Below are 22,576 nucleotides of genomic sequence, written 5' to 3' on the forward strand. Positions count from 1 at the left end.
TTAAAGTGCCATTTTTCTTTTTGACATTCTATCTATCAACAATACAAAAACAATTAGTAAACCCATTGGAATTAGTAAAAAATAAAAAGCATTGGCACCTCCAATACTCTCAAACAATTCACCAACTATTCGGGAACCAATGGTTCCTCCTAATGCAGAAAATATAATAATCAAACCAGACATTGGAGAGTGTAAACTTTTTGGTAAAGAACTTAAAACCGTTGAGTTTAATAACGGATAAATAGGCGCAATAAATAAGCCTATTAATGGTAAAATGAAACCAAGTAAAGGCACATCAGTTATGCTATTAATTTCTTGAACAGTTTCTAAACTTACTTGTAATTGTGGAAGAACATAAACTAAAATACCACCAGAAACCACTACACAAATTGTAACTAAATAGACCCAATTTATATATTTTGTAAGAAATCCAGCAATGAATCTTCCTAACGCAAGTGACAATGCTAAAATACTTGCCATCTGAACACTTAAAACAGAACTGAAATTGAAAATTTTCTTATTAAACGTTGGTAACCAAGTCATGATACCTTGTTCAATCATTACAAATAAAAAAGCCGAAATAATAAATACTAAAACGAGTGGAACAATTATTAATTTTATTGATTCTTTTAAATCATCTTTTAAGCTAGATCCTATGGCTTCAACTTCATATTCAACTTTTGAAAAGAGTAGAAAAACAAATGAAATTAAGATAAGTCCACATAACAAATAATATACATTCAGCCACGAATTCTCATCTTCTGAATAAAACGCTGGAAATAAAAAATATGCAACTGCAATTCCAACCATAAAGAATCCTTCAATAGAACTCATCATCGAGGCATGCTCTTTTTTAGAATCCGTCAAAATCCCTATGAGTGAATACACTGATAGTTTTATTAAAGCAAAGCTTACTCCAATTGTTAGAAATAAAACTTTAGTATAAAGAAATGAATTACCGAAAATCATTTGCAAACAACCTAAGAATACTATTGCCAAAGCTGTGAGCATTGCTTTCTTATATCCAAATCTTGGCAAGAATGATGCAACCAAAAAAGAAACAAAAGCTATAGGTAAGTCCTTAAAAGCTTCTAAAACTGAAGCTTGAGATTCTGTAACGTGATAAACATCTATTGATTTTTCAATGACTATTCCAACACTATTCAACAAAATAGCAAAAACAAAATAGTTGAGATAAATAGAAATTTTTATACCAAGATTTTTCATATTCGTTAATATTTAATGTGCTCCTCCAGTTGCAATAAAATCACTTTCTTCACTATCTGACACAGGTTGTTTTAGACGTAATGCTAAAATACCAGCTATAATAAAAAAGACACCTCCTAAAATAATTGCGTTGACAGCACTATTGTTCAAAAGGTTTTTAACAATTGGTCCAAAAGTTATAGTTTGTATTCCCATGGGTATTACAATCATCATATTTAAAATACCCATATAAACACCTCTTCTTTCTTGAGGAACAATTTTTGAAACCATAGAATATGGAATACCCATCATTGCTGCCCAACCTATACCAAATAATACCATTGGTAAAATTACCATAACTGGATCTTGAATATTTGGAATGGTTAACATTGCTATTCCCGTTAAAAACAAACTGAAGACATAAACTTTTTTCCCTCCAAATCGCAATGCCAAAGGGACTAATGCCAGAGCAAATACAATAGTCGAAATATTATAAGTTGTGTTCATCTTGGCTGCTTGACTTAATGCTTGAGATTTATCAAAATTCATACTTTCTTCAAACATTGGTGCTATAAATTGCCAGTATACAAACAGTGCATACCATTGAAAAAGATAGACAGCAGACAATTTCCACATAAACTTGGGCATGTCTTTAATGGCGTCAACAATTTCCTTAAAGGGTGTTCTTATTCGATCTGCTAAAGGTAAGGCATTATGCTTTTTTATTTCTTCAAACTCTTCATCAGAAGGTGGAATTTCTGGAGTTTTCAAAACTGACCACAGTATAGTTGATACAGACAATATGGCTCCAATAAAGAACGAATAATATAACCATTTCGGAATTCCTTGTGCAGATTCACCAACGGTTTCCGCACCACCAAACCAATCTTGAAAAAGAAATATTGACGCATTTGCCAATACAATTCCTGCACCCACAAAAAGACTTTGCATTTGATACCCAAAACTTAATTGTTTGTTCGGTAATTTGTCGCCAACAAAAGCTCTATATGGTTCCATAGCCATATTGTTGCCAACATCAAGAATCCATAATAATCCAACCGCAAACCATAATGCTGGACTAAAAGGAAAAGCAAACAAACATAAGCTTCCTATTAATGCTCCAATTAAAAAGAAAGGCTTTCGTCTTCCCCAGCGAGGTGACCATGTTTTATCTGAAATTGCTCCAATAATGGGTTGAATAATTAACCCCGTTACAGGACCTGCAAGATTAAGCAATGGCAATTGATCATGCTCTGCTCCTAAAAAAGAAAATATAGGATTAACAGCTGTTTGTTGCAGGCCAAAACTATACTGAATTCCTAAAAATCCAACATTCATATTAAAAATCTGCCAAAACGATAAACTTGGTTTAGTTAGTTTCATATAGTTTGTTTTGTTTCTATTATGCTTATTGCAAATCCACCACCTGGTGCTAATTTTATATCCAATGATGACTCCTTCGTAAGTCCTTTCTTCTCAATAGAATAATCTTGAGGATTGTCATTCCAATGCGCATTTGGACCATCTTTATAAATAATTGCGTTGTAGGTTTTTCCTTCTTCAAGAAAATCAAAAGTCAATTTTTGAGTTCTTGCATTTTCATCAGTAATACCTCCAACATACCAATTACCTGTTTCTTTTTCTTGTCTTGCTATGGTGACAAAATCACCAACTTCACCATTCAATACTTTTGTTTGCTGCCAATCTACTCCAACATCTGTAATAAACTGAAATGCTGGATGTACTTTACCATCTACCATATAGTGTTCTGGTAGATCACAAGCCATTTGTATTGGACTGTAAATAACAACATACAAAGCTAACTGATGAGCTAATGTTGTATTTACTTGATTATCTTGTTTATATTCATTGAATTTGATATTAAAAACTCCAGGTGTGAAATCAATTGGTCCAGATAACATTCTTGTAAATGCAACTATTGATAAATGATTAGGTGGATTTCCTCCATCTGAAGCCCAAGCATTGAATTCTTGTCCTCTTAAACCTTCACGAGCAATTGCATTAGGATATGTTCTACGCTTTCCAGTAGCTTTAATTGGTTCGTGAGCATTTACTGCTATTTTCTTTTTTGCCGCTTCTTCTAGCACTTTATGATAATGGTTTACCATCCATTGTCCATGGTGGTATTCTCCTTTTGGAATAATTTTACCAACGTATCCTGTCTTTACTGAATTGATGCCATTGGCTTTCATAAAATCATAAGCAACATCCATTTGCTTTTCATAAGTTAAAGGTGCAGCAGATGTTTCATGATGCATAATAACTTCTACACCATGATCTTTTGCATAAGCCATAACCTCATCAAAATTATAATCTGGGTAAGGCGTCATAAAATCAAAAACACCTTCTCTGTCGTTGCTTATCCATTTATCCCAACCAGTATTCCAACCTTCCACCAAAAGTCCTTTTATACCATTTTGAGACGCAAAGTCTATGTATTTTTTTGCATTTTCGGTAGTGGCGCCATGTCTTGAACCTTTGTCTTTGCCATCCATCCATGTACTCATGTCTTGCGTGCCTTCGAGATCCCAAGTGGATTTACCGATATGCATTTCCCACCAAATACCTACATATTTCATAGGTGTAAAATAACTAACATCACCAATTACATTTGGATCATTAAGATTCAATATTAGTTTAGATTCTATTAAATCTCCTGCTTTTTCAGCAATTTGAATTGTTCGCCAAGGTGTGTTAAAAGGTAAGGTTACTTTAGCTTTTCCTCCTAATCTTTCTGAACCAACCAGTTCACTGACCAGATTCAAGTTTTCATTATCAACTTTTAAAGTCATGCCAGCATAATTGGTTAAATCTGCTTCATGAAAACTCAAATACAATCCATCATCGGTTTTCATAGTAACCGGAGTATTAACCGCATTTTCCGGAATATAAGTAGCACTTAAATTGGGATGGTTTTGTTTGGCTATGGCATCTATTTCAGACAATTTTGTTTCATTGTATAGATGCTCATAAATATCCCAATCACCAGGAATCCACCAGACTTTATGATCTCCTGTTAGGTTAAATTCTGTGTTTTCATCGGTGATTAAAATTTCATTCAGGTTTTCTTGTTCTGGAAATTCATATCTAAATCCAAGACCATCATTGTAAACTTTAAAATGTATGTTTAACAACCTTTTTTCTACTGACTGTTCTTCTAAATTGACTATTAATTCATTATAATTATTTCTAACTGAAAGTTGTTCACCCCAAGGCATATCCCAAGTTTCATCTGCAGTTCCAGAGCTGGTATTTAAAATTTTAAAGTTGTCTTTTAAAGATGGAATATCCTTAAAATCAAAGCTCATTAATGAAGAGTCGACAATTGTTTTGTCTTTATAATTTACCAAATACATAGGTTGGCCTGAATCTGTAAGAGAAAAGTCTACTGAAATATTATTATCTGGCGAATTAACTGTAAAACTTGTTGTCTCTTTCTTACAGCTAGTTAAAATCATTGTTATAATAATTAGTACTATAAATTGAGATTTTATTTTTTTCATTTTAATAGTTTATTTTTTAATTGAAACAATAGCTGCTTGGTATGGTTTCAATGTAATAGTATTGTTGTTAATAGTTAATGCTTCGTAATTATTTATAAGTGTGTTGTTAAGACTATTTACTTCAGGTAGTGAGATATTAGAGTCTTGATCAGTAAAATTAAGAAGCACAAGCATTTTTTGATTATCTAATGTTCTAGTGTAAGCATAAATCTCTGGATGTTCTTGTTGAATGATTTGATAATCTCCATAAACCAATACTTCATTTTCTTTTCTAAGTTTTACCATTTTTCTAAAATGGTTTAAAACACTGTTTGGATTATTCTCCTGTGCTGCAACATTAATCTCTTTATAATTTGGATTAACTTTTTTCCAAGGCATTCCAGAAGTAAAGCCAGCGTTATCTGTATCATTCCATTGCATTGGAGTACGTGAATTTTCTCGTGAGCTATAGTTGAGAACTTTCATGAACTCTTCCACATCTTCATTAGCAGCAAGTGCTGTTTTGTATTTACCAATTGCATCAATATCTACATATTCTTCTATTGTTGGCATATCAATATTTGTCATACCCAACTCATCTCCATAATAGGTGTAAGGTGTACCTCTCATACTCAAAAGAAATGTATTGAGCATTTGTGTGGAAACCGTTCTAAATTCTGGGCTAGGATTTCCAAATCGATCAACCAATCTTGAATTATCATGGTTGGAAAGGAAAATGGCTAACCATCCGTTTTCAGAAAACTCTTTATCCCAAAGCGTAAACACTTCTTTAAATTCAGATAGTTCATAACGTTCAGGTGTTCTTGACATATCTACATATTCAAAATGATATGCTGTTTGAAGTTCATTACGATCAGCATCAACCAAGTCGTGTGCATCTTTAAATGTACTTCCAGCTCCTTCTGCAACTGCAAAAACGTTGTATGGTTCAATAACCTCTTTGTACATTTCTTTTAAATACTCATGTAATTGTGGTCGCATACCATACCACTTGACAAAATCTTTTTCATGACCTTCTGGAAACTCGGGATAAGTAGTGTCTTTACTAGCAAATTGAAAAGCATCCATACGGAAACCATCAACACCTTTTTCTGCCCAAAACTTCATAATGTCATAAACTTCCTGACGAAGTTTTGGGTTTTCCCAATTCAAATCTGGTTGAGCTTCGGCAAATGTGTGTAAATAATATGAATCTGTTTCTTCCACATAATCCCAACCACCTTCTGGATCAAAAAGACTGTGTCTATGTGGTGGTTTGCCTTTTTCGGCTGGCCACCAATGGTAATAGTCCCTATATTCACTATCTCTTGAACTACGAGCTGACTGAAACCATTCATGTTCATCACTGCTATGATTAACAACAACATCCAGCACGAATTTAATTCCTCTTGATTTCATGCCATCCAGCATTTCCTGAAAATCCTCCATAGTTCCATAACGAGGATGAATAGCTCTATAATCGCTAATATCATAGCCATTATCTACTAATGGTGACTCAAAAAAAGGATTCATCCAAACCATTGTGATACCTAGGCTTTCCAGATAATCTAATTTTTCAATAACACCTCTAAAATCACCAAAACCATCACCATCTGTATCTTTGAAACTTTGTGGATAAATTTGATACAATACGCCTTCTTTCCACCATGTTGAATTCCTTTCTGATTCAACAACCTCACTTGCTATACTTTCAGATTGTTTTGTGCTCTCTTTACAGTTAATCAATAAAATAATTATTAAAAAGAAGGGAATGTTTTTTTTCATCTGTCTAAAATATAATTTAATTAACATAAAATGTTTTCTTTTCTAAACCAACTCCTTTGATTGTTAATGATTTCCATTCTTTTGGTAAAATTGGGGCTTTTTGAATAATACCATCATCCATGATATGCAAACCTGCAAAACCGAAGAGAACTGCTTGTAACATACCGCCAGCTCCTGTTGCAAAATAAGAGTGATTGGCAGTTGCTGTTTCTGAAAGAGCCCCAAAAGGTTTCTGCTGGTTAGGAACATAGCTTTCTTTAAATAGCCTAAAAGCATTTTCTGCATCTCCTAAACGAGCATAAAGTACTGAAAAAACAGATTTACCCATTGCAGGACCTTCTTTTGACAATTTAGGCTCATAGTATTTTAAATCTCTGAGAATAGATTCTCTATCGCTAACTATGTCTAAAGGAAAAGACAGAAGATTAACATCTGCTTGTTTTATAATGTCCCCATTATACTTTGAGTGCTCTTTGGTAACTCCGTCAGGTAATTTTAAAATTCTAATATTTTTAGCAACTTCAGCCCAGTTTGGATCAGAGAAATTTCCAGTAACTTTAGCAGCTAATTCTGCATAATACAATGCTGTTTTAGCCGAACCATTTGTAAAAGCATTATCATCTACATTAGGTGCAAATTCATTAGCGCCAACTACATTATTAATAGAATAGCTTCCATCATCATTTTTAGTTACTCTACTTACCCAAAAATCTGCAATTTCTTTCAATACAGGATAACCTTTTTCAGCTAACCATTTTTTATTCTTTGTAACTCTGTAGTAATTCCAAAATGCTATACCAATATCAGCAGTAATATGATGCTCAAAAGGTCCTGTTAATGCAAATGGTGGAGTAGCTTCTTCACCTGTATCATCACTTTCCCATGGAAACATTGCTCCATCATAACCATAATTAATTGCACGTCTTTTAGCTGGTTCCAGTCTGTCTGACCTATAATTAACCAAAGACCTCGCTATGTCTTGATTAAGTAATAGCAATGGAGGAAACATCCACAATTCTGTATCCCAAAAGATATGCCCATTATAAGGGGTTTGAAGTGATAATCCCATAGGTGCTATACTTAAATCATTGTCTGAACGACCAAAAGCATATAAGTGGTACAAAGCCAACCTCACATCTTGTTGCGACACCAGATCGCCTTCAATAATAATATCGCCTTCCCATAATTCTTCCCAGAGTGTTTTGTGTCCTGCTAAAAGAACATCACGTGAATTCAAAAGATTAAAAATTACCATACGTTCAGATTCTGACTTTGGGTCTGAAAAATCGGCAGTTGTACATTCTGCACCTGTCCATGCAAATTCAGATTTTTCTCCTTTCTTAATATTCTTCTCAAATGAAAGTGTATTCTCATATTCAGTAACCATAGCATGCTTTAATTCTGGCCTTTGATGTTCTCTTGAAGAGTTTATATCATGCCAAATAAAAGTTCCTGAAGTAGCAACAAGATGCTTTCCAAAAGGAGTTGAGGCAACAGTTTGTAAAATCGGCATAGTTGTTTCAACATCGCGCAATACTTGATAACTATTTATTGGATTTAAGTATTTTTCCGGAGTAGTTATTTTTCCAACCACTTTAATGTCTATTTCTACCAGAGCATTTATTTCTACATCAATATATCCTGTATATTGCAAATTCCGAAGTGCGTAAACTGTACATGAAATTTTGGCTTTATCTTTAAAGTCAAAGCGAGTAGTAAATGCCGCTTCTTTCATGTTAATTGTTTGAGACCAGTTACTGATGTTTTTACTCGTCACTAAATCACCATCTATATAAACATCCAAATTTCCAAAGTCCATACCATGAACTATTTGACTTACCTTTAAAACTGGATCCACATCATACACATTATTTAGAACCGTATGCTTTATTTTAAAAGGTTCTGGCGATGTTAGTAAACCGATACGCCCATTAGATATTGAAACTCCTGTATAATTGTCTTTATTCGTTCTGGTTATGTTCCACTCATCATTTTGAGCATTGACCAATAAACTAAATAAGAAACCTGCAATAATTAATATATTACGTTTCATGTTATTTATACTTTTATTAAAAATTAATTTTAGTTATTGAATATTGTCAATTTCCTAAATTTTGGACGGAATTTATAATTTTTATTAAAAAAAATGATACAAACAAATCGAAATCGATTTCGATTTGTTTGTTTAAAACGCTATTCTAGTATGGACATGTAAGTTTCTGAAACCCATTTAAGCTCATCACCTCCATTAAATGGATTATTATAAAAAAATTCAATTGGTTCAGCGATTTTAATTTGGTGTTTCTTGGAATATTGATATAATCCAAACCAACTTCTGTCTGAAGTTCTATAATTGCCATTGTAAATTGCTTTTAAAGCTGGTTTGGGTTTAATTTTATCATATTTAATGATTTCATTAAATGGAAGTGAATCTTTTTTAAGTATAGGAAAACAATATCTAAAGCTAATTATATCTTCTTCTAAATTCCAGGCTTCAACCAATAGAAAAGGAAAATTTCCTTCTTTAAGATTATGCTTTGTCAAAAATGTTAGCAAATTTGTGTTATTTTCTAACATTTTTTTTGCTTTTAGTTTTAAAGGCACACTATCAATTTTAATATAGGCATATTGTAATTCTGGCAATGTGTCAATACCCACAATCTTTACTTTAAATTTATTTTTTAATTGAAAATCCAATCCATTTTTAAAATCTTGAATCAATTGAATTGATTTTTCCTTAAATTTAGTGTTAAAAAACGGAGCTGTGATACGATTGTAAAGAGAATGCTCTCTTTCTAAAAGCCCAACTTTAACCATGGAAACGCTATCATTTATCCCTTTAAAATTCCATTTAACTTGTAACAACAGACTATCAATTTCAATATGTTCTGTATAAAATTCAAAATGTTTTTTGTTTATTACAGTAAAGTTAAATGAATCTGATTTCTGATTTGCCAAATTCCAGTCTTCAACTCCTTTAAATAAAGTACCAGGTGATGTGTTGCTTTTGAATGTTATAACATAATCATTCGGTTTTATAAACAAATACCATACTGTAAGACCTACTAAAATGAATACACTTACATATTTAATCTTATTCATGTTTAAGACACTAATTGTTAACTTCCATGTCAAGATGCTCAACTACAAATTTACCCAGATTCCGACCTTGAGTAAGGCCAGTTTGAGTTGCTGTGCGGTAATGAATACCTCCATATAATCTACTTATCGCAGCTTCATTTGAGGCCTGACTAAATGAAGAGAAATGTCTCACTGGCAAGCCATAAACCAATTCAGTATCATCATCAAAGGAAAAGTTATCACCAAAAATACTGGCCAATGAAATTGCAGCTGCTCCTGAAATTACAGAATGTGCACTTGTATATTCAGGAAATGGAGGTGTTTGCAATAAAGGAGTCCAATTTTCATCAACATATTGATTGATTAAAGTTTCTGGTCTTATTAAATTGCTTCTGTATTTTTCATCCCATGCGCTTATAAAGCCATCTGCTATTGCCATCGACGTTTTTGTATAAGCATAAATAGACTTTTCGAAGTTCGCCTGGTCTTTTTTACATACAATTTTACAAATACCCATCCAATGTGCGCCTGGTGTAATTTTTTTAGTAGCAAACATTAAATGGCCTTTATGAGTAGAGACGTATGGATTACAATCCCAAAATTGAGCAATAGCAATTTCTTCAGAACCATCTCCCCCTTTTTTTATTTCTTTTCCTACATTATAAACCTCTAAAAGTTCATTATAAAAATCAGAATCTTTTTCTAGTGAGAATTTAGGATGCTCTTCTGGAATAAATTGAGATGCTGAATCAATTACAAAAGGTCTTATTTTGTTCCAGTGCGGTTCAATACCATCCATATAATCTGGAGGTGTTGGTTGCCATCGCGAAGGGTCTTCCGAATTCACGGTAAATTTAGGCATTGTTCGTGTTTCTTTATAATTATCCGTTGCGATCCAATCCTTTATATGCTTTGCTATTAATAAACCGTGATTTTTTGACGCTTCAAAAGTATCTTTATCTAAATTTTCCCAAGAATTATATAAACTATCTCTATACGTTATAATTCTGTCTTCTGAAAAAATAAGTTCTTTCCCAACATCTAAATAGGCCACTAATGCTGCCAATTTAAAATTTATATTCTCCTTATTTCCTGCTTTAGGGACTGGTTTTAATTCGGTCACCTGATTCGCTAAAGTTTTGTATTCTGAACTTTCCTGACACATCACTTCATAGGCTGCAATGTTGGAATAGGCAAAAATACGACTTGCTACAGGTGGTGGAAAAATGTCATGAACCATAACAGCGGTCAACTGATCAACCGCATTATGATAATTGTTTGCTGTTATAACAATCTCTTTAGCTTCCTTTTTGCAGGAAATAGCAATAATGAAAAATGTACAAACAAGTAGTTGTTTAATTCGGAATTTCATAAATTTCAATTTCATTGTCGTTTATAGTTACTAGTAAATATTCATGCTCATTAAATTTAAGAATGTTTAAGCCTTTTACTGCTTTTTGCGAAAAATCTATCCCCAGTTGATTTGACGATATAATTTCTCCTGTGTTTTCAATTACAGCTCCAGAAAAACTATCAAATTTGCCATGGTAAGGCGTAACACCAAAGTAATTCCCTGCCAATAAAATTTCCTCATTGCCATCATTGTTGAAGTCATATTTCAACATTTCGGTAATAGGGGACAATTGCAAGTTAGCATCTTCAAAAGGAATAAAAGTATATTTTTCGTTATCATTTTTTAGATAACCTGATGCCAAAACATCAACTGTTAAAAGTTTTACTTGTGATAATTTTTTATTGCCAAAAATGTCTTCAACACTTTGACCAGCAAATTCTTGATATGTTGTATATTTTTTCTTCAAATAGGTTAGTTGACTCGCTAATTCATCCAAATTATTAATCGTGTAATACTTGCCTTCTTTTTCGACTGCAACAATGGTTTCATCTTTTTTATTGCTATCAAAATCACCAATGTACATTTTCATGGGAAACTCTTGAGAAGCTTTAAATTTAGAATTCAACCCAAAATTTCCTAACAAATAATCTTGATCACCATCGTTATCAATATCAAAAGATGCTAAACTTTGCCAAAGACCGTTAAGCCGTTCATTAATATACCTTGGCGTCATATCTACAAATGCACCTTTCTCATTTTTTAAAAATGTTGGACTCATCCATTCGCCAACTGCAATAATATCAAGTTGATTGTCGTGGTTAAAATCGGTAATCATAGCATCAGTTACCATTCCCAAACCAGCTATTTTATTTAGGCTAAATGTACCATTTTCATTTATTAAAATATAAGAATTCGGGGATTCCCCAAACGAGGTTGCTTTAGCATGATTACCTATAAAAAAATCTACATCACCATCATTATCTGCATCAAAAGATTTAATTACTGATGAATTTTCAAAATATTTAGGTATTATTACTTTTTCTAAATTTAAACTGTCTTTGTTGATATATAGTCTATCTAATAAGGGTTTAGACCCATTATTGAATTCGCCACCACCTGATCCAATAAACAAATCATTTATTCCATCTTTATTAAAATCTACAATACATACTGCGGTATCTTCATTTAAAATATCATCTTCAAATAAAGATAGATTTTTTGCCACAAAACCATTGCCTGTTTGAATGAATAATTTGGAAAGCTCATTTTTAGAACTTCCGAAGAAAATATCATCTAATCCATCATTATTTAAATCCCCAATTGCAGTTGCTGGTCCTCTATCTGAAATTTGGTAAGGTATTAATTTATGTCTATCAACATCTTTATAATTGTTTTCTTTGTGAGTAAATTTTAGCCCATTTAAACTATCTATTTTTTTCAACCATGTTCTCAATTTTGGAAATAATGTTTCATACTTCACAGGAAACCGTTTATTCAATGGTGTAATTGTAAGTGTTTGATCTGTCCTGACATTTTCAGCTATTTGAATCGTATTATCTGGCCATATTATTTTAATGGAATCGACTGTCTTTACTGATCCATAACCAAAATGAATAATAGCTTCTGAAGAAGATTGAAATCCTTTTGAAGCAAATAATTGCTTGAACTGATGAATCCCATTATGATATGAAATGACTTTGGTTCCAATTCCTAGCCAATTCCCTTTTTTATACTTGAATTTTAATTTAATATAGTGAGCTGTTGAATCCTTATCTATATTGTTTTTATAAAAAGTTGCAACAGAATTAATATTGTTTGTTACTATATCTATATCACCATCATTATCAAAATCGGCATATGCACTTCCAGTAGAAATTATTGTGTCATTAGCAATCCAGTTTCCAGATTGATTTTTAAAAGAAAGGTTTTTTATACCCTGAAAAATACAATTGGCAACTGCACCAGAAGGCATGATTTTTAATGCTTCATTATCAACTAAATTACTATTTTGAAGATTTTCTTGAATCTTTTCATTTGAAAAGAATTTTATGTAATCCAAGTCATTTGGTCGTTTTGGTATGCCATTAGAAACAAAAACATCTTGTTCGCCATCCTGATCAAAATCGGAAAATAAAGCTGACCAACTCCAATCTGTGGAAGCTATTCCACTAAAAAGTGCAGTTTCAGAAAATCCATTTCCATTATTTACCTGAAGCATATTTCTTGCATATTGGTAATGATAACCTAATTTTTCAGTACGCATCTTCAACATGTCTAGAGTTTCATCACCCATGGATGACTTTAAGATTTTTTCATCTTCTGGTGTCATGTCCAAAGTTAAAATATCCATATAACCATCGTGATTGATATCTGCCACATCACTTCCCATTGAAAATCTACTAGTTTTTCCAAAATAAGTTTTTAATTGTTCTGAAAAGGTTCCATCACCATTATTTAGATAATAGTAATCGTCTTCATGAAAATCATTACTCACGTAGATATCGACAAATCCATCATTATTAAAATCCTGCGTTGCAATACCCAAACCATAACCATTTGCGCCACCATAAATACCCGCTATGTCACTTACATCAATAAATACTTCACCATCATTTCGAAGAAGCTTATCACCGCTTTTATCATTTCTTTTGTATCTGATATCTGCTTTACCAAACGAATTCTGGGTATGTATTGCATGATTCAACAAATACATGTCCAAATCTCCGTCGTTATCATAATCAAAAAAAGTAGCTGAAGTAGCATAGTTTTTAAAATTTAAACCATATTTTTCTGCTTGCTCTTTAAAAGTGCCATCACCATTATTTATATAAAGTTCGTTAGATCCTTCTAACCCTTTTAATCCGACAACGGCACAGACATAAATATCTAAATAGCTATCGCCATTAACATCTGCCATAACGGTTCCTGTATTCCAATCAGAATTGCCTTCAACACCTGCTTTTTTGGTAATATCCTCAAACACAAAATTACCTTTGTTTAAATAAAGCTTGTTTTTACCTTGATTTGCTGTAAAAAAAATATCTGGTAAATCGTCATTATTAATATCACCAACTGCAACACCTCCTCCATTGTAATAATAGAGGTAATCTAAAATATTTAGATTATTGTTTGGATGTAATTTATTTATAAAATCTACTTTAGAATGGTTTTCATCAACATACGAAAATAGTTTTAGCGTTTCTTTTTTGGCACAACCTAAAAACAAACAAAGAAGAATAATATAACCAATATTTTTAGTCATTAATACTAAAAATTTTTGGTTGTTCGTCATTGATGCCAACAATTAAATAGCGTTTTCCAGACTCATTTGTAAACCACTCCATCGCTTTTACTTCTCCTTTAACTTTGAAACCTGTCTGCGTCTGATTTATAAATTCTCCCTTATCATTTCCAAATAATACCAATCCTTGGTTAGCATCTAATCTTGAAAATTGTGGTTTAAAGCTGAAATTATTTCCTCCCAGAATTAAATCTGGAACTCCATCCTTATTAATATCAATACATTTAATACTGCAAATGCACGATAGTTGTGCAACACTTGGAAGCTCTTGTACCGTAAAGTTTCCATGGCCATTATTATAAGCAACATAACTTGAAAAAGTTGTGACTTGCTTTACTGTAGAAGCCGCCATTACTTCTGAAGCAAAAAGCTCATCAATTGATTTAGTAGCATATTCACTAAATTTTAAATTTTGTTTTTTTAAAGAAACGATCTGACCTGTCAGTTCTCTCTTAAGATGAATGGGTACATCTCTTCCATCTAAAGTTTGCGTAAATATTTGCTCAATAGTACCGTTGGAATCAAAATCGTTGACAAACATTTTTGCTGGATGTTCTTTATCTGCTTGGTAAATTGAATTTAACCCACGATTTCCAAATACTAAATCTACATCGCCATCATTATCAAAATCTGAAGCTTCAACTGTATTGTACATTCCTGAATAATCTTTTAAATTTGAATCAAGTTCTTTTAATGATGTACCGTCATTTTTAAATATTTTAGGGGACATCCATTCACCTACAATAATTAAATCCTCTTTACCGTCTTCATCTATATCTTGCCATACTGCTGCAGTTGTCATCCCTATAGATTTAATTTGAGATGCCTTGGTCATAGTAATGTCATTGAAATTACCATTTCCATCATTTTCTAAAAATACATTTTCTGGATCAACCCCATAGGTTCCAACTACACTTAAGCTTCCAACAAAGAGATCTATATCTCCATCATTATCAAAATCATTTGGTGCAATTGTAGAAATATTTGTGTTGGTACGAGCAATAATTTTATAATCTCCAAAAATCCCTTTTCCGTCATTTATATAAGCTCTAACTCCAGTTCTTGCATTTTTAAAATTGCCGCCAGAACCTACCAATAAATCTTTATCACCGTCACCATCAATATCAACAAAAACAGCACAAGTATCCTCAAAAACAGCATCAGTCCTAAAGCTTGAGGGCTTCAGTACTCCCTCTTTATCCAGAAGATATAATTGCCCTTTTTGATTGTAGGCCCCACCAATATAAACATCTTCATTACCATCATTATTAACATCACCAACGGCTAACGCTGGACCTTCTTTTGATAGCATTTTTGGAATCAAACCTTCATAATTAAAATCTATATATGTGTCTTCATTATGGGTAATTAGATTCTGTTGAATTTCATCAAAATAATTAACGGGCTTTTTAATAGGGTTTAATTTAAAATTCTCTTTGGCCTTTTCAATAGATAAGGTCAATTGTTGGTTGGCATTTGTTTGACCAATATGATGTACCTTAGTATTTGGCCAAATTACTTTGATAGAATCAGCTTTTACTGAATTCCCTAACCCAAAAGTCAGAACATAGTCAATTGAGGATTGAAATCCCCTAGTTGGTATTAATTCCTGTCTAATGATTTGATTATTTGTAAACACCTCAACAACACTTCCGATTGCAAATGTATTTGGTGCCTGGCCTATTAAATTCACTTTCAGATAATTATTGACGCTATTATTTTTATATACAAATAATGGCATATTCAAATTATTCACTACAAGATCAAGATCGCCATCGTTGTCTAAATCGCCATAAGCAGCTCCATTTGAAAAACTAGGCTCATCAAAACCCCAATTATGTGTTTCATTTTCAAATGTTAAATCATGATTATTTTTATATGCATAATTAGTCACGGCATTACTTGGCATACTATTAATGATAGAATCTTGTGATGTTTTAACACCTGATATTGCCATACCTTGATAAACTTCATTGGCAAAAAAATCTGTAAAATCTTGATTCGTTAGATCGTGATAAATTCCGTTACAAACATATATATCTTTATAACCATCATTATCCATATCAAAAATAAGTGCTCCCCAAGACCAATCTGTTTTAGCAATTCCACTAAAAAATGCTACTTCAGAAAAAGACTCATCACCATTATTAAGCTGAAGGGTATTTTGCATATATTGATTATAAAAATCATTGTTTTTTTTGAGTTGATATACATCAAATCTTTCAAAATCACTTGTATTTTTGAGACGTTCATCATTCTCTGGCAGCATATCTGTAACAAAAATTTCTGGTCTGCCATCATTATTAATATCAGCCATGTCTGCACCCATAGATGACATGCTCAAATGAGACATTCTGTTTTTAATATCTTCTTTAAAGGTTCCATCACCATTATTAATATAAAGATAATCATGCTCATAAAAATCGTTGGACACATAGATATCTAGAAGCATATCATTATTAACATCTCCAATGGTAACACCAAGACCAAATCCAATTAAACTTCCATAAATTCCAGCTTTTTTACTTACATCTACAAAGACTCCACCATCATTACGCATAAGTTTATCTCCTCCTCCTTTAAAAACTTCTGGCAGATCCCATTCTTCACTTCTTAAATCTCGTTTATTTACATATCCCAAGCTACTTACAGGAATAAAACTATTATTTAGGATATATGCATCTAAATCGCCATCACCATCATAATCAAAAAAAGCAGTATGTGTTGTAAATCCACTGTCAGCTAGATTATATTCTTCAGCACTTTCTGTAAAAGTTAAATCTTTATTATTTATAAATAACTCATTTTTTTGGTCATCGCCCTGTACATTACCGGCGTTGCACACATAGATATCCAACCATCCGTCGGCATTGATATCTACCATAACCACACCGGTTGACCAAGATCTGTTACCCGATGTATTGGATATTTGTGAAATATCTTCAAATTTGAAATCACCTTTATTTAGATAAAGTTTATTTTTTGTCCTGTTTGCAGTGAGGTACACATCGGGCAATCCATCATTGTTTATATCGCCAATGGCAACCCCGCCACCATTATAAAAATTGCGATAGTTAAAAATGTTGAAATCCTTTTCATTTTCAACTTTGTTTATAAAATCAATTCCTGTTTCTGTATTGTCCAGCTTCGTGTACAATGGATTATCACTAATTTTTGAATTTTCATTTTTATCATTGACACAGGAAAAAACCGAAGTCAATAAGACTGATAATATTATAATTTTTCGCATTATTTAATAGATTTTTTTAAAATTTGAAGACTATCGTTGTTAATGCCTACTACTAAATATTCTTCATTTTTCACATTTATTTTTTTGATTGCCCGAACTGGTCCGTCAATACTGAAATTGGATGTTCCGTCCAAAACAAAATCTCCATTATGGTTCATTAACAGATGCCCGTGCGAGGCATCCAAACGTCCTAATTGAGTGTTAACATCATATCGATTTCCTGCAAGTAAAATGTCATTAAGGCCATTATTGTCAAAATCTTCCATATACATTGAATGCACCGATGAGCTTTGTATCAATTTTGGGATTTCCTTTATTTTAAAAGAATTGCTGCCGTCATTTTCAAAATAGGTGGTTGATAATGTATATATGTATTTCTTGTTGGCGTTGTCTAGTTTTGATTTGTCGAATATCTCCTGAAATTCGGCTTTTGAAAATTCTGTATAGGATAAATATTTTTTATTTATGAAAGGAAAATGTTTTGTAAGCTCTTCTTTTGTTGAGAACGGGGTTTCTTTACCGTTGTAGTAATATGAAATAACGGGATCAATACTGCCATTACCATCATAGTCGTTTAAATACATTGTAATTGGTTCTTCTATAGAGGCCTTCAGTCTGGTATTTAAGCCCCAATTGCCAACCATGAGATCAATATCACCATCGTTGTCCAAATCATCAGCCTTTAGGCAATTCCATAAACCATTGGTATTAGCCAATGATTCATTATTCAACTTAATAAATCCATTCTCTGTATTCAACAGAATCGTCACTGGCATCCAATATCCAACGACAATGAGGTCATTTCTTTTATCATTGTTTACATCTACAAAGGCGGCATCTTGGACAAGTCCCAAATCATTTATTGGAATAGCTTCCAAATTTCCTTGACCATCATTTTTAAAAATATAATTGGTTGGTGTTATCCCAAATTGCCAAGGAATAGAATTAGAGCCTATAAAAAAATCCGTATCACCATCATTATCTATATCGTCTGTAACTATGATAGATCCATTTAATTCAACTTCTCCAAAGGCATCATTTTTAATTTCAAAATTTCCCTTATTATTTATATACAACCTAGGTTGTAAAGGAGGCCCCTTTATGAATTCATTTCCTCCTGAAATAACAACAAGGTCTTGATCATTGTCATTATCAACATCCAAAAATACATGTTTAACATCTTCGCTCAAATTATTATTTTGAAACTGTTCATTTTCTATTAAAGAAAAAACACCTTCAGAATTTTGAATATATAATTTACTTGAAACTCCTTTTGCTCCACTCAAAAATAAATCTTCTAACCCATCATTATTTACATCAGTCACCGAAATATCAGGCCCTTGATAACAATTCATATATGGAATTAATGGGTCTCTATTAAATTCAACAAAACTATTGTCTTGATGTTTGTAAGTTATATTTAGTTTTGAATTTTGTAAGTATCCATCTCTTGGATTCTTTATGTATTCTTTATAATAGTTGCCATGAGATTCATCTTCTCTTAATGTCAAACTCTGATTTACATTTAAATCTTTTAATACTTGGTAATTTCCTTTGGACCATATAACCAACAAGGAATCTATTTTATGTGATTTACCCAGACCTATCGTTAAATTTGGAGACACTCCAGATAAATATCCTCTAGTAGTATAATTTTCCTGAAGTATATTTAGACTATCAGTATATATTTTAACTTTTGCACCTATCCCAAAATAATTCTTATTATTTCCTTTAAATTTTATCGCAACAAAATTGTTTGAATTTTCTAATTCATTCGACCTATTCTCGTGTATATCTGGATAACTATTAACATTATTTGTTATAAGATCTAAATCGCCATCATTATCCAGATCGGCATATGCTGCTCCATTACTAAAGGTTGGTATACTATTCAACCACGAATCACTAACATTTTCAAAAGAAAGATCTTTCTTGTTTTTGAACATATAGTTCCTTATTTTTTTTTCAGGCAACTCTTCAATTAATGCTAAATCTTCTTTTCTCATGCCTTGACTTATACGTTTTTGTATGTTTTCATTGGCAATGAAACTCACAAAATCCATATCGTTTGTAACACCTACAATACCGTTCGTAATATATAAATCTTTGTATCCGTCATTATCAAAATCAGCAAATAGAGAAGACCAACTCCATTCTGTAGCAGCAATTCCCGAATTAAATGCTATTTCACTAAAATTTCCATTACCTAAATTTAGTTGGAGCATGTTTTGCATGTATTGTGGTGCATACCCGTTTTTTAAATATTGATTATAATTTTGAAATGGATATTCTGTACCTGAAGCCTTATAAGTTTCAATATTGTCTGGTAACATATCCAGTGAAATGATATCTGGTAAGCCATCATTGTTAAAGTCGGCTATATCATTACCCATAGAAAAATGAGAAGTATGCCCTAATTTTTTTTCACTAGAAGAAATAATTTCTTTAAAGGTGCCATCTTGTTGGTTGATATACAAATAATCATTTTCAAAAAAATCATTACTTATATATAAATCGGGATATCCATCATTATTAATATCGCTGGAGGTTACGCCCAAACCATACCCGATTTTTCCTTGGTAAATATTGCTGTCGTGGGATACATCAACAAATTGGCCATTATCATTTCTATATAATCGATCGCCCGATAAAGAATCAACTTCGGTTCTTAATTGACCCTTTCCATATGTTCTATTTGGATTGACTGAATGATTCAGTAAAAACATATCCAAATCATTATCAAGATCGTAGTCAAAAAAAACAGCTTGTGTTGAAAAGGAACTAATGTCTAAATTATAATTGCTGGCTTCATCTTGAAACATAGGAATACCTTTATTTGAAAACCCCTGATTTACCAAAAGTTTATTTTTCCCTTTTAGTCCTTTATACTTACCGATTTTACACAGATAAATATCCAAAAATCCATCATTGTTAATATCAACTGTAGTTACTCCTGTAGACCATCCAACGTTATCAACCAAATCTCCTTTAGTAACATCTTCAAACTTCAAATTTCCTCTATTTAGATAAAGTTTATTTTTATTTTGGTTGGCCACAAAATACAAATCTTCAAGTCCATCATTATTAAAATCTCCTGTTGCGACACCAGCACCATTATAATAATATAGATATGTTAATATGTTAAGGCCAGGAGTATTGATTAATTCATTTGTAAAATCCACATTCGTCTTCTTCACCTCTAATTGTTTAAAAAGGGTCTCACTTTTGTCACAAGAATTAAATAACAAAACAATGACAACAAAGAGGCTGGATGCGTATATTTTTTTAAAATTCATTATTTATAATCTATATTTCAAATACAAAAAAACTAACCCCAAAAAGTTAGTCTTTTTATATTAACTCTGCGATTTACTTACATACAAATTACCAATATTAGCTTGCTAAAATACAACTATATATTTGTGATTTTGATTAACAAAAATTTAAAAAGATTAATGAAAAGTTAATATCCAAACTATGAATACATTACTTTAATAAAGCAAAGGAGGAAACAAAATTGTTTCCTCCTTTAATAAACTCAAATATAAAATATAAAAAACTTAATATCCTGGATTTTGTTTCAAGTTTGGATTAGATGATAATGCATCTGGTGGAATCGGGAACAACAAATATGTCTCTGTTGAAGCCGGTTTCTCCTGTGCAGCATCCAAATAGGTGCCAAATCTAATTTGGTCATTACGTCTCCAACCTTCCCAATAAAGCTCACGTCGTCTTTCAGCTAATAATTCAGTAATATCAATAGACCCTAATGCTGAAGCACCTCTAATGGTTCTTATATCATTAACTAAACTTAAAGCTGTGTCTCCTCCTGTGGCCATACCACCTCTTAATATTGCTTCTGCCTTCATTAATAACACATCAGCATAACGGAAAAATACATAATCATTTCCTGGCTGATCATTATTAACAAAATCAGGGGTATATTTAATAACTCTCACACCTTCAGTTTCGCCAGAATTAGTCAACGAGAAATCTTTTGTGAAAGACAACGGATTTCCATTTCTGTCTTCTAAAGGATTTCCATTTTTGTCATACGATTGGCCTTCATTAAATCCAGCATTTAAACCTGTATTCCCTGCAAAATATGCTGGCGTAGTATTTAAACGTTGGTCACCAGGCTCAAAAGAATCATACAAATCTGCTAGTGTAACAAACCCATTCCAGCCAGATGGATTATTATTGTAATGAAGTGTCATGTGCCATCTTGAGTGTGTATTAGTTGTGTTATTCCCTCGGTTATTTAAACCAACAAAAATATTTTCGCTGGAATCATCACTATTTGTAGGTGAAAAATTATCAAAATAATTAGTATCTAATGAATATTCATTAGAGCCCATAATAGCATCACAAGCCATAATAACCTTATTCATATCTGCCACATCAAAACTAAAAGGCCCTGCTGACGCTGCATTAGTTTCAGGATCTGTAGCTTTATAAACAGCTCTATTTAAATAGGCTTTGGCCAACAAGAAATGAGCTGCATTTTTACTGGCTCTTCCAACAGAAACGTTTGCTGGTAAAGAACCTAATATTTCCTCCAATTCTGAAATTACAAATTCAATCCCATCAGCACGCTTTAATGTAATGGATGGAGGTTCTGTTAAATTTTCACCAGGCTCTCTACCAAGTACAATACCGAATTTATCAACAGCATGGAATGAGAAAAATGCTCTCAAAAATCTGGCTTCAGCCGCTTGTTCAGCCGATGGATTAAACTCTAAAACCTGTGTACTTCTAAAAATTCCAGTCAATAAATCCGTATAACCATTTGCAATATATGGGTGAGAACTTGACCAATTATGTAAATGCAACTGACGCCATATACCAGCATCATCCCAGTCACCACCACGAGTTGGGCCTGCCATTTCATCGGTTACGTGGGACTCGGTTACGTATATTCTGTCTTGCGTGTTAAAAGCTCTTAATGCCTGATAGGCTGTTGTTAAGAGTGATTCAGTATCTGCCAAATCTCTTGCAACATCATCAGTAACAGTATCATTCAATTCTTCTGTTAAATCTGTACAACTAAAAATAAAGATTAGTAATACAAATATTGAAATTATTTTTTTCATAGT

At 32.4% G+C, this 22,576-nt stretch carries 11 protein-coding genes; all 11 read right to left on the reverse strand.

What is annotated here, in order from left to right; translation table 11 throughout:
* The 11 genes from AAFP94_RS01735 to AAFP94_RS01785 all read right to left on the reverse strand — a co-directional run bounded on the left by AAFP94_RS01735 (position 1) and on the right by AAFP94_RS01785 (position 22,573).
* The gene (locus AAFP94_RS01735) at positions 1-1,227 is read right to left on the reverse strand and encodes an MFS transporter (protein WP_316660892.1); all 1,227 of its coding nucleotides are present in this window, start codon (positions 1,225-1,227) and stop codon (positions 1-3) included.
* A 12-nt stretch (positions 1,228-1,239) separates the two neighbouring features.
* Positions 1,240-2,589: an MFS transporter gene (locus AAFP94_RS01740; RefSeq protein WP_316660891.1), complete on the reverse strand. Its 1,350-nt coding sequence runs from the start codon at positions 2,587-2,589 to the stop codon at positions 1,240-1,242.
* On the reverse strand, positions 2,586-4,730 hold the full coding sequence (locus AAFP94_RS01745) for a glycoside hydrolase family 97 protein (RefSeq protein ID WP_316660889.1): 2,145 nt from the start codon (positions 4,728-4,730) through the stop codon (positions 2,586-2,588). Before AAFP94_RS01745 ends, AAFP94_RS01740 begins: the two co-directional genes overlap by 4 nt.
* Before the next feature lie 9 nt (positions 4,731-4,739).
* Positions 4,740-6,494, reverse strand: a complete 1,755-nt coding sequence (locus AAFP94_RS01750; RefSeq protein ID WP_316660887.1) for a glycoside hydrolase family 13 protein — start codon at positions 6,492-6,494, stop codon at positions 4,740-4,742.
* Positions 6,495-6,510: 16 nt separating this feature from the next.
* Positions 6,511-8,547 (reverse strand): glycosyl hydrolase family 95 catalytic domain-containing protein, encoded by a 2,037-nt coding sequence (locus AAFP94_RS01755; RefSeq protein ID WP_316660886.1) that lies wholly within the window; start codon positions 8,545-8,547, stop codon positions 6,511-6,513.
* Positions 8,548-8,687: 140 nt separating this feature from the next.
* A complete protein-coding gene (locus tag AAFP94_RS01760; protein WP_316660884.1) occupies positions 8,688-9,596 on the reverse strand; it encodes a hypothetical protein in 909 nt (302 codons plus the stop codon).
* 10 nt (positions 9,597-9,606) lie between these two features.
* On the reverse strand, positions 9,607-10,947 hold the full coding sequence (locus AAFP94_RS01765) for a phosphatase PAP2 family protein (RefSeq protein WP_316660883.1): 1,341 nt from the start codon (positions 10,945-10,947) through the stop codon (positions 9,607-9,609).
* Positions 10,931-14,191 (reverse strand): VCBS repeat-containing protein, encoded by a 3,261-nt coding sequence (locus tag AAFP94_RS01770; RefSeq protein ID WP_316660882.1) that lies wholly within the window; start codon positions 14,189-14,191, stop codon positions 10,931-10,933. The genes AAFP94_RS01765 and AAFP94_RS01770 overlap by 17 nt, the downstream gene beginning before the upstream one ends.
* A complete protein-coding gene (locus AAFP94_RS01775) occupies positions 14,184-17,480 on the reverse strand; it encodes a VCBS repeat-containing protein (RefSeq protein ID WP_316660881.1) in 3,297 nt (1,098 codons plus the stop codon). The genes AAFP94_RS01770 and AAFP94_RS01775 overlap by 8 nt, the downstream gene beginning before the upstream one ends.
* Entirely contained in the window at positions 17,480-20,677 is a 3,198-nt protein-coding gene (locus tag AAFP94_RS01780) for a VCBS repeat-containing protein (RefSeq protein WP_316660880.1), read from the reverse strand. Before AAFP94_RS01780 ends, AAFP94_RS01775 begins: the two co-directional genes overlap by 1 nt.
* A gap of 363 nt (positions 20,678-21,040) precedes the next feature.
* The gene (locus tag AAFP94_RS01785) at positions 21,041-22,573 is read right to left on the reverse strand and encodes a RagB/SusD family nutrient uptake outer membrane protein (protein ID WP_316660878.1); all 1,533 of its coding nucleotides are present in this window, start codon (positions 22,571-22,573) and stop codon (positions 21,041-21,043) included.
* Between the last annotated feature and the right edge of the window lie 3 nt (positions 22,574-22,576).

Origin of the sequence: Gilvirhabdus luticola (assembly GCF_040117515.1) — a bacterium.
Taxonomy (GTDB): domain Bacteria; phylum Bacteroidota; class Bacteroidia; order Flavobacteriales; family Flavobacteriaceae; genus Gilvirhabdus; species Gilvirhabdus luticola.

Excerpts from the sequence above, each read along its gene's own strand:
- AAFP94_RS01735 (WP_316660892.1), bottom strand. The coding sequence starts at position 1,227 with ATGAAAAATCTTGGTATAAAAATTTCTATTTATCTCAACTATTTTGTT.
- AAFP94_RS01740 (WP_316660891.1), bottom strand. The coding sequence starts at position 2,589 with ATGAAACTAACTAAACCAAGTTTATCGTTTTGGCAGATTTTTAATATG.
- AAFP94_RS01745 (WP_316660889.1), bottom strand. The coding sequence starts at position 4,730 with ATGAAAAAAATAAAATCTCAATTTATAGTACTAATTATTATAACAATG.
- AAFP94_RS01750 (WP_316660887.1), bottom strand. The coding sequence starts at position 6,494 with ATGAAAAAAAACATTCCCTTCTTTTTAATAATTATTTTATTGATTAAC.
- AAFP94_RS01755 (WP_316660886.1), bottom strand. The coding sequence starts at position 8,547 with ATGAAACGTAATATATTAATTATTGCAGGTTTCTTATTTAGTTTATTG.
- AAFP94_RS01760 (WP_316660884.1), bottom strand. The coding sequence starts at position 9,596 with ATGAATAAGATTAAATATGTAAGTGTATTCATTTTAGTAGGTCTTACA.
- AAFP94_RS01765 (WP_316660883.1), bottom strand. The coding sequence starts at position 10,947 with ATGAAATTCCGAATTAAACAACTACTTGTTTGTACATTTTTCATTATT.
- AAFP94_RS01770 (WP_316660882.1), bottom strand. The coding sequence starts at position 14,191 with ATGACTAAAAATATTGGTTATATTATTCTTCTTTGTTTGTTTTTAGGT.
- AAFP94_RS01775 (WP_316660881.1), bottom strand. The coding sequence starts at position 17,480 with ATGCGAAAAATTATAATATTATCAGTCTTATTGACTTCGGTTTTTTCC.
- AAFP94_RS01785 (WP_316660878.1), bottom strand. The coding sequence starts at position 22,573 with ATGAAAAAAATAATTTCAATATTTGTATTACTAATCTTTATTTTTAGT.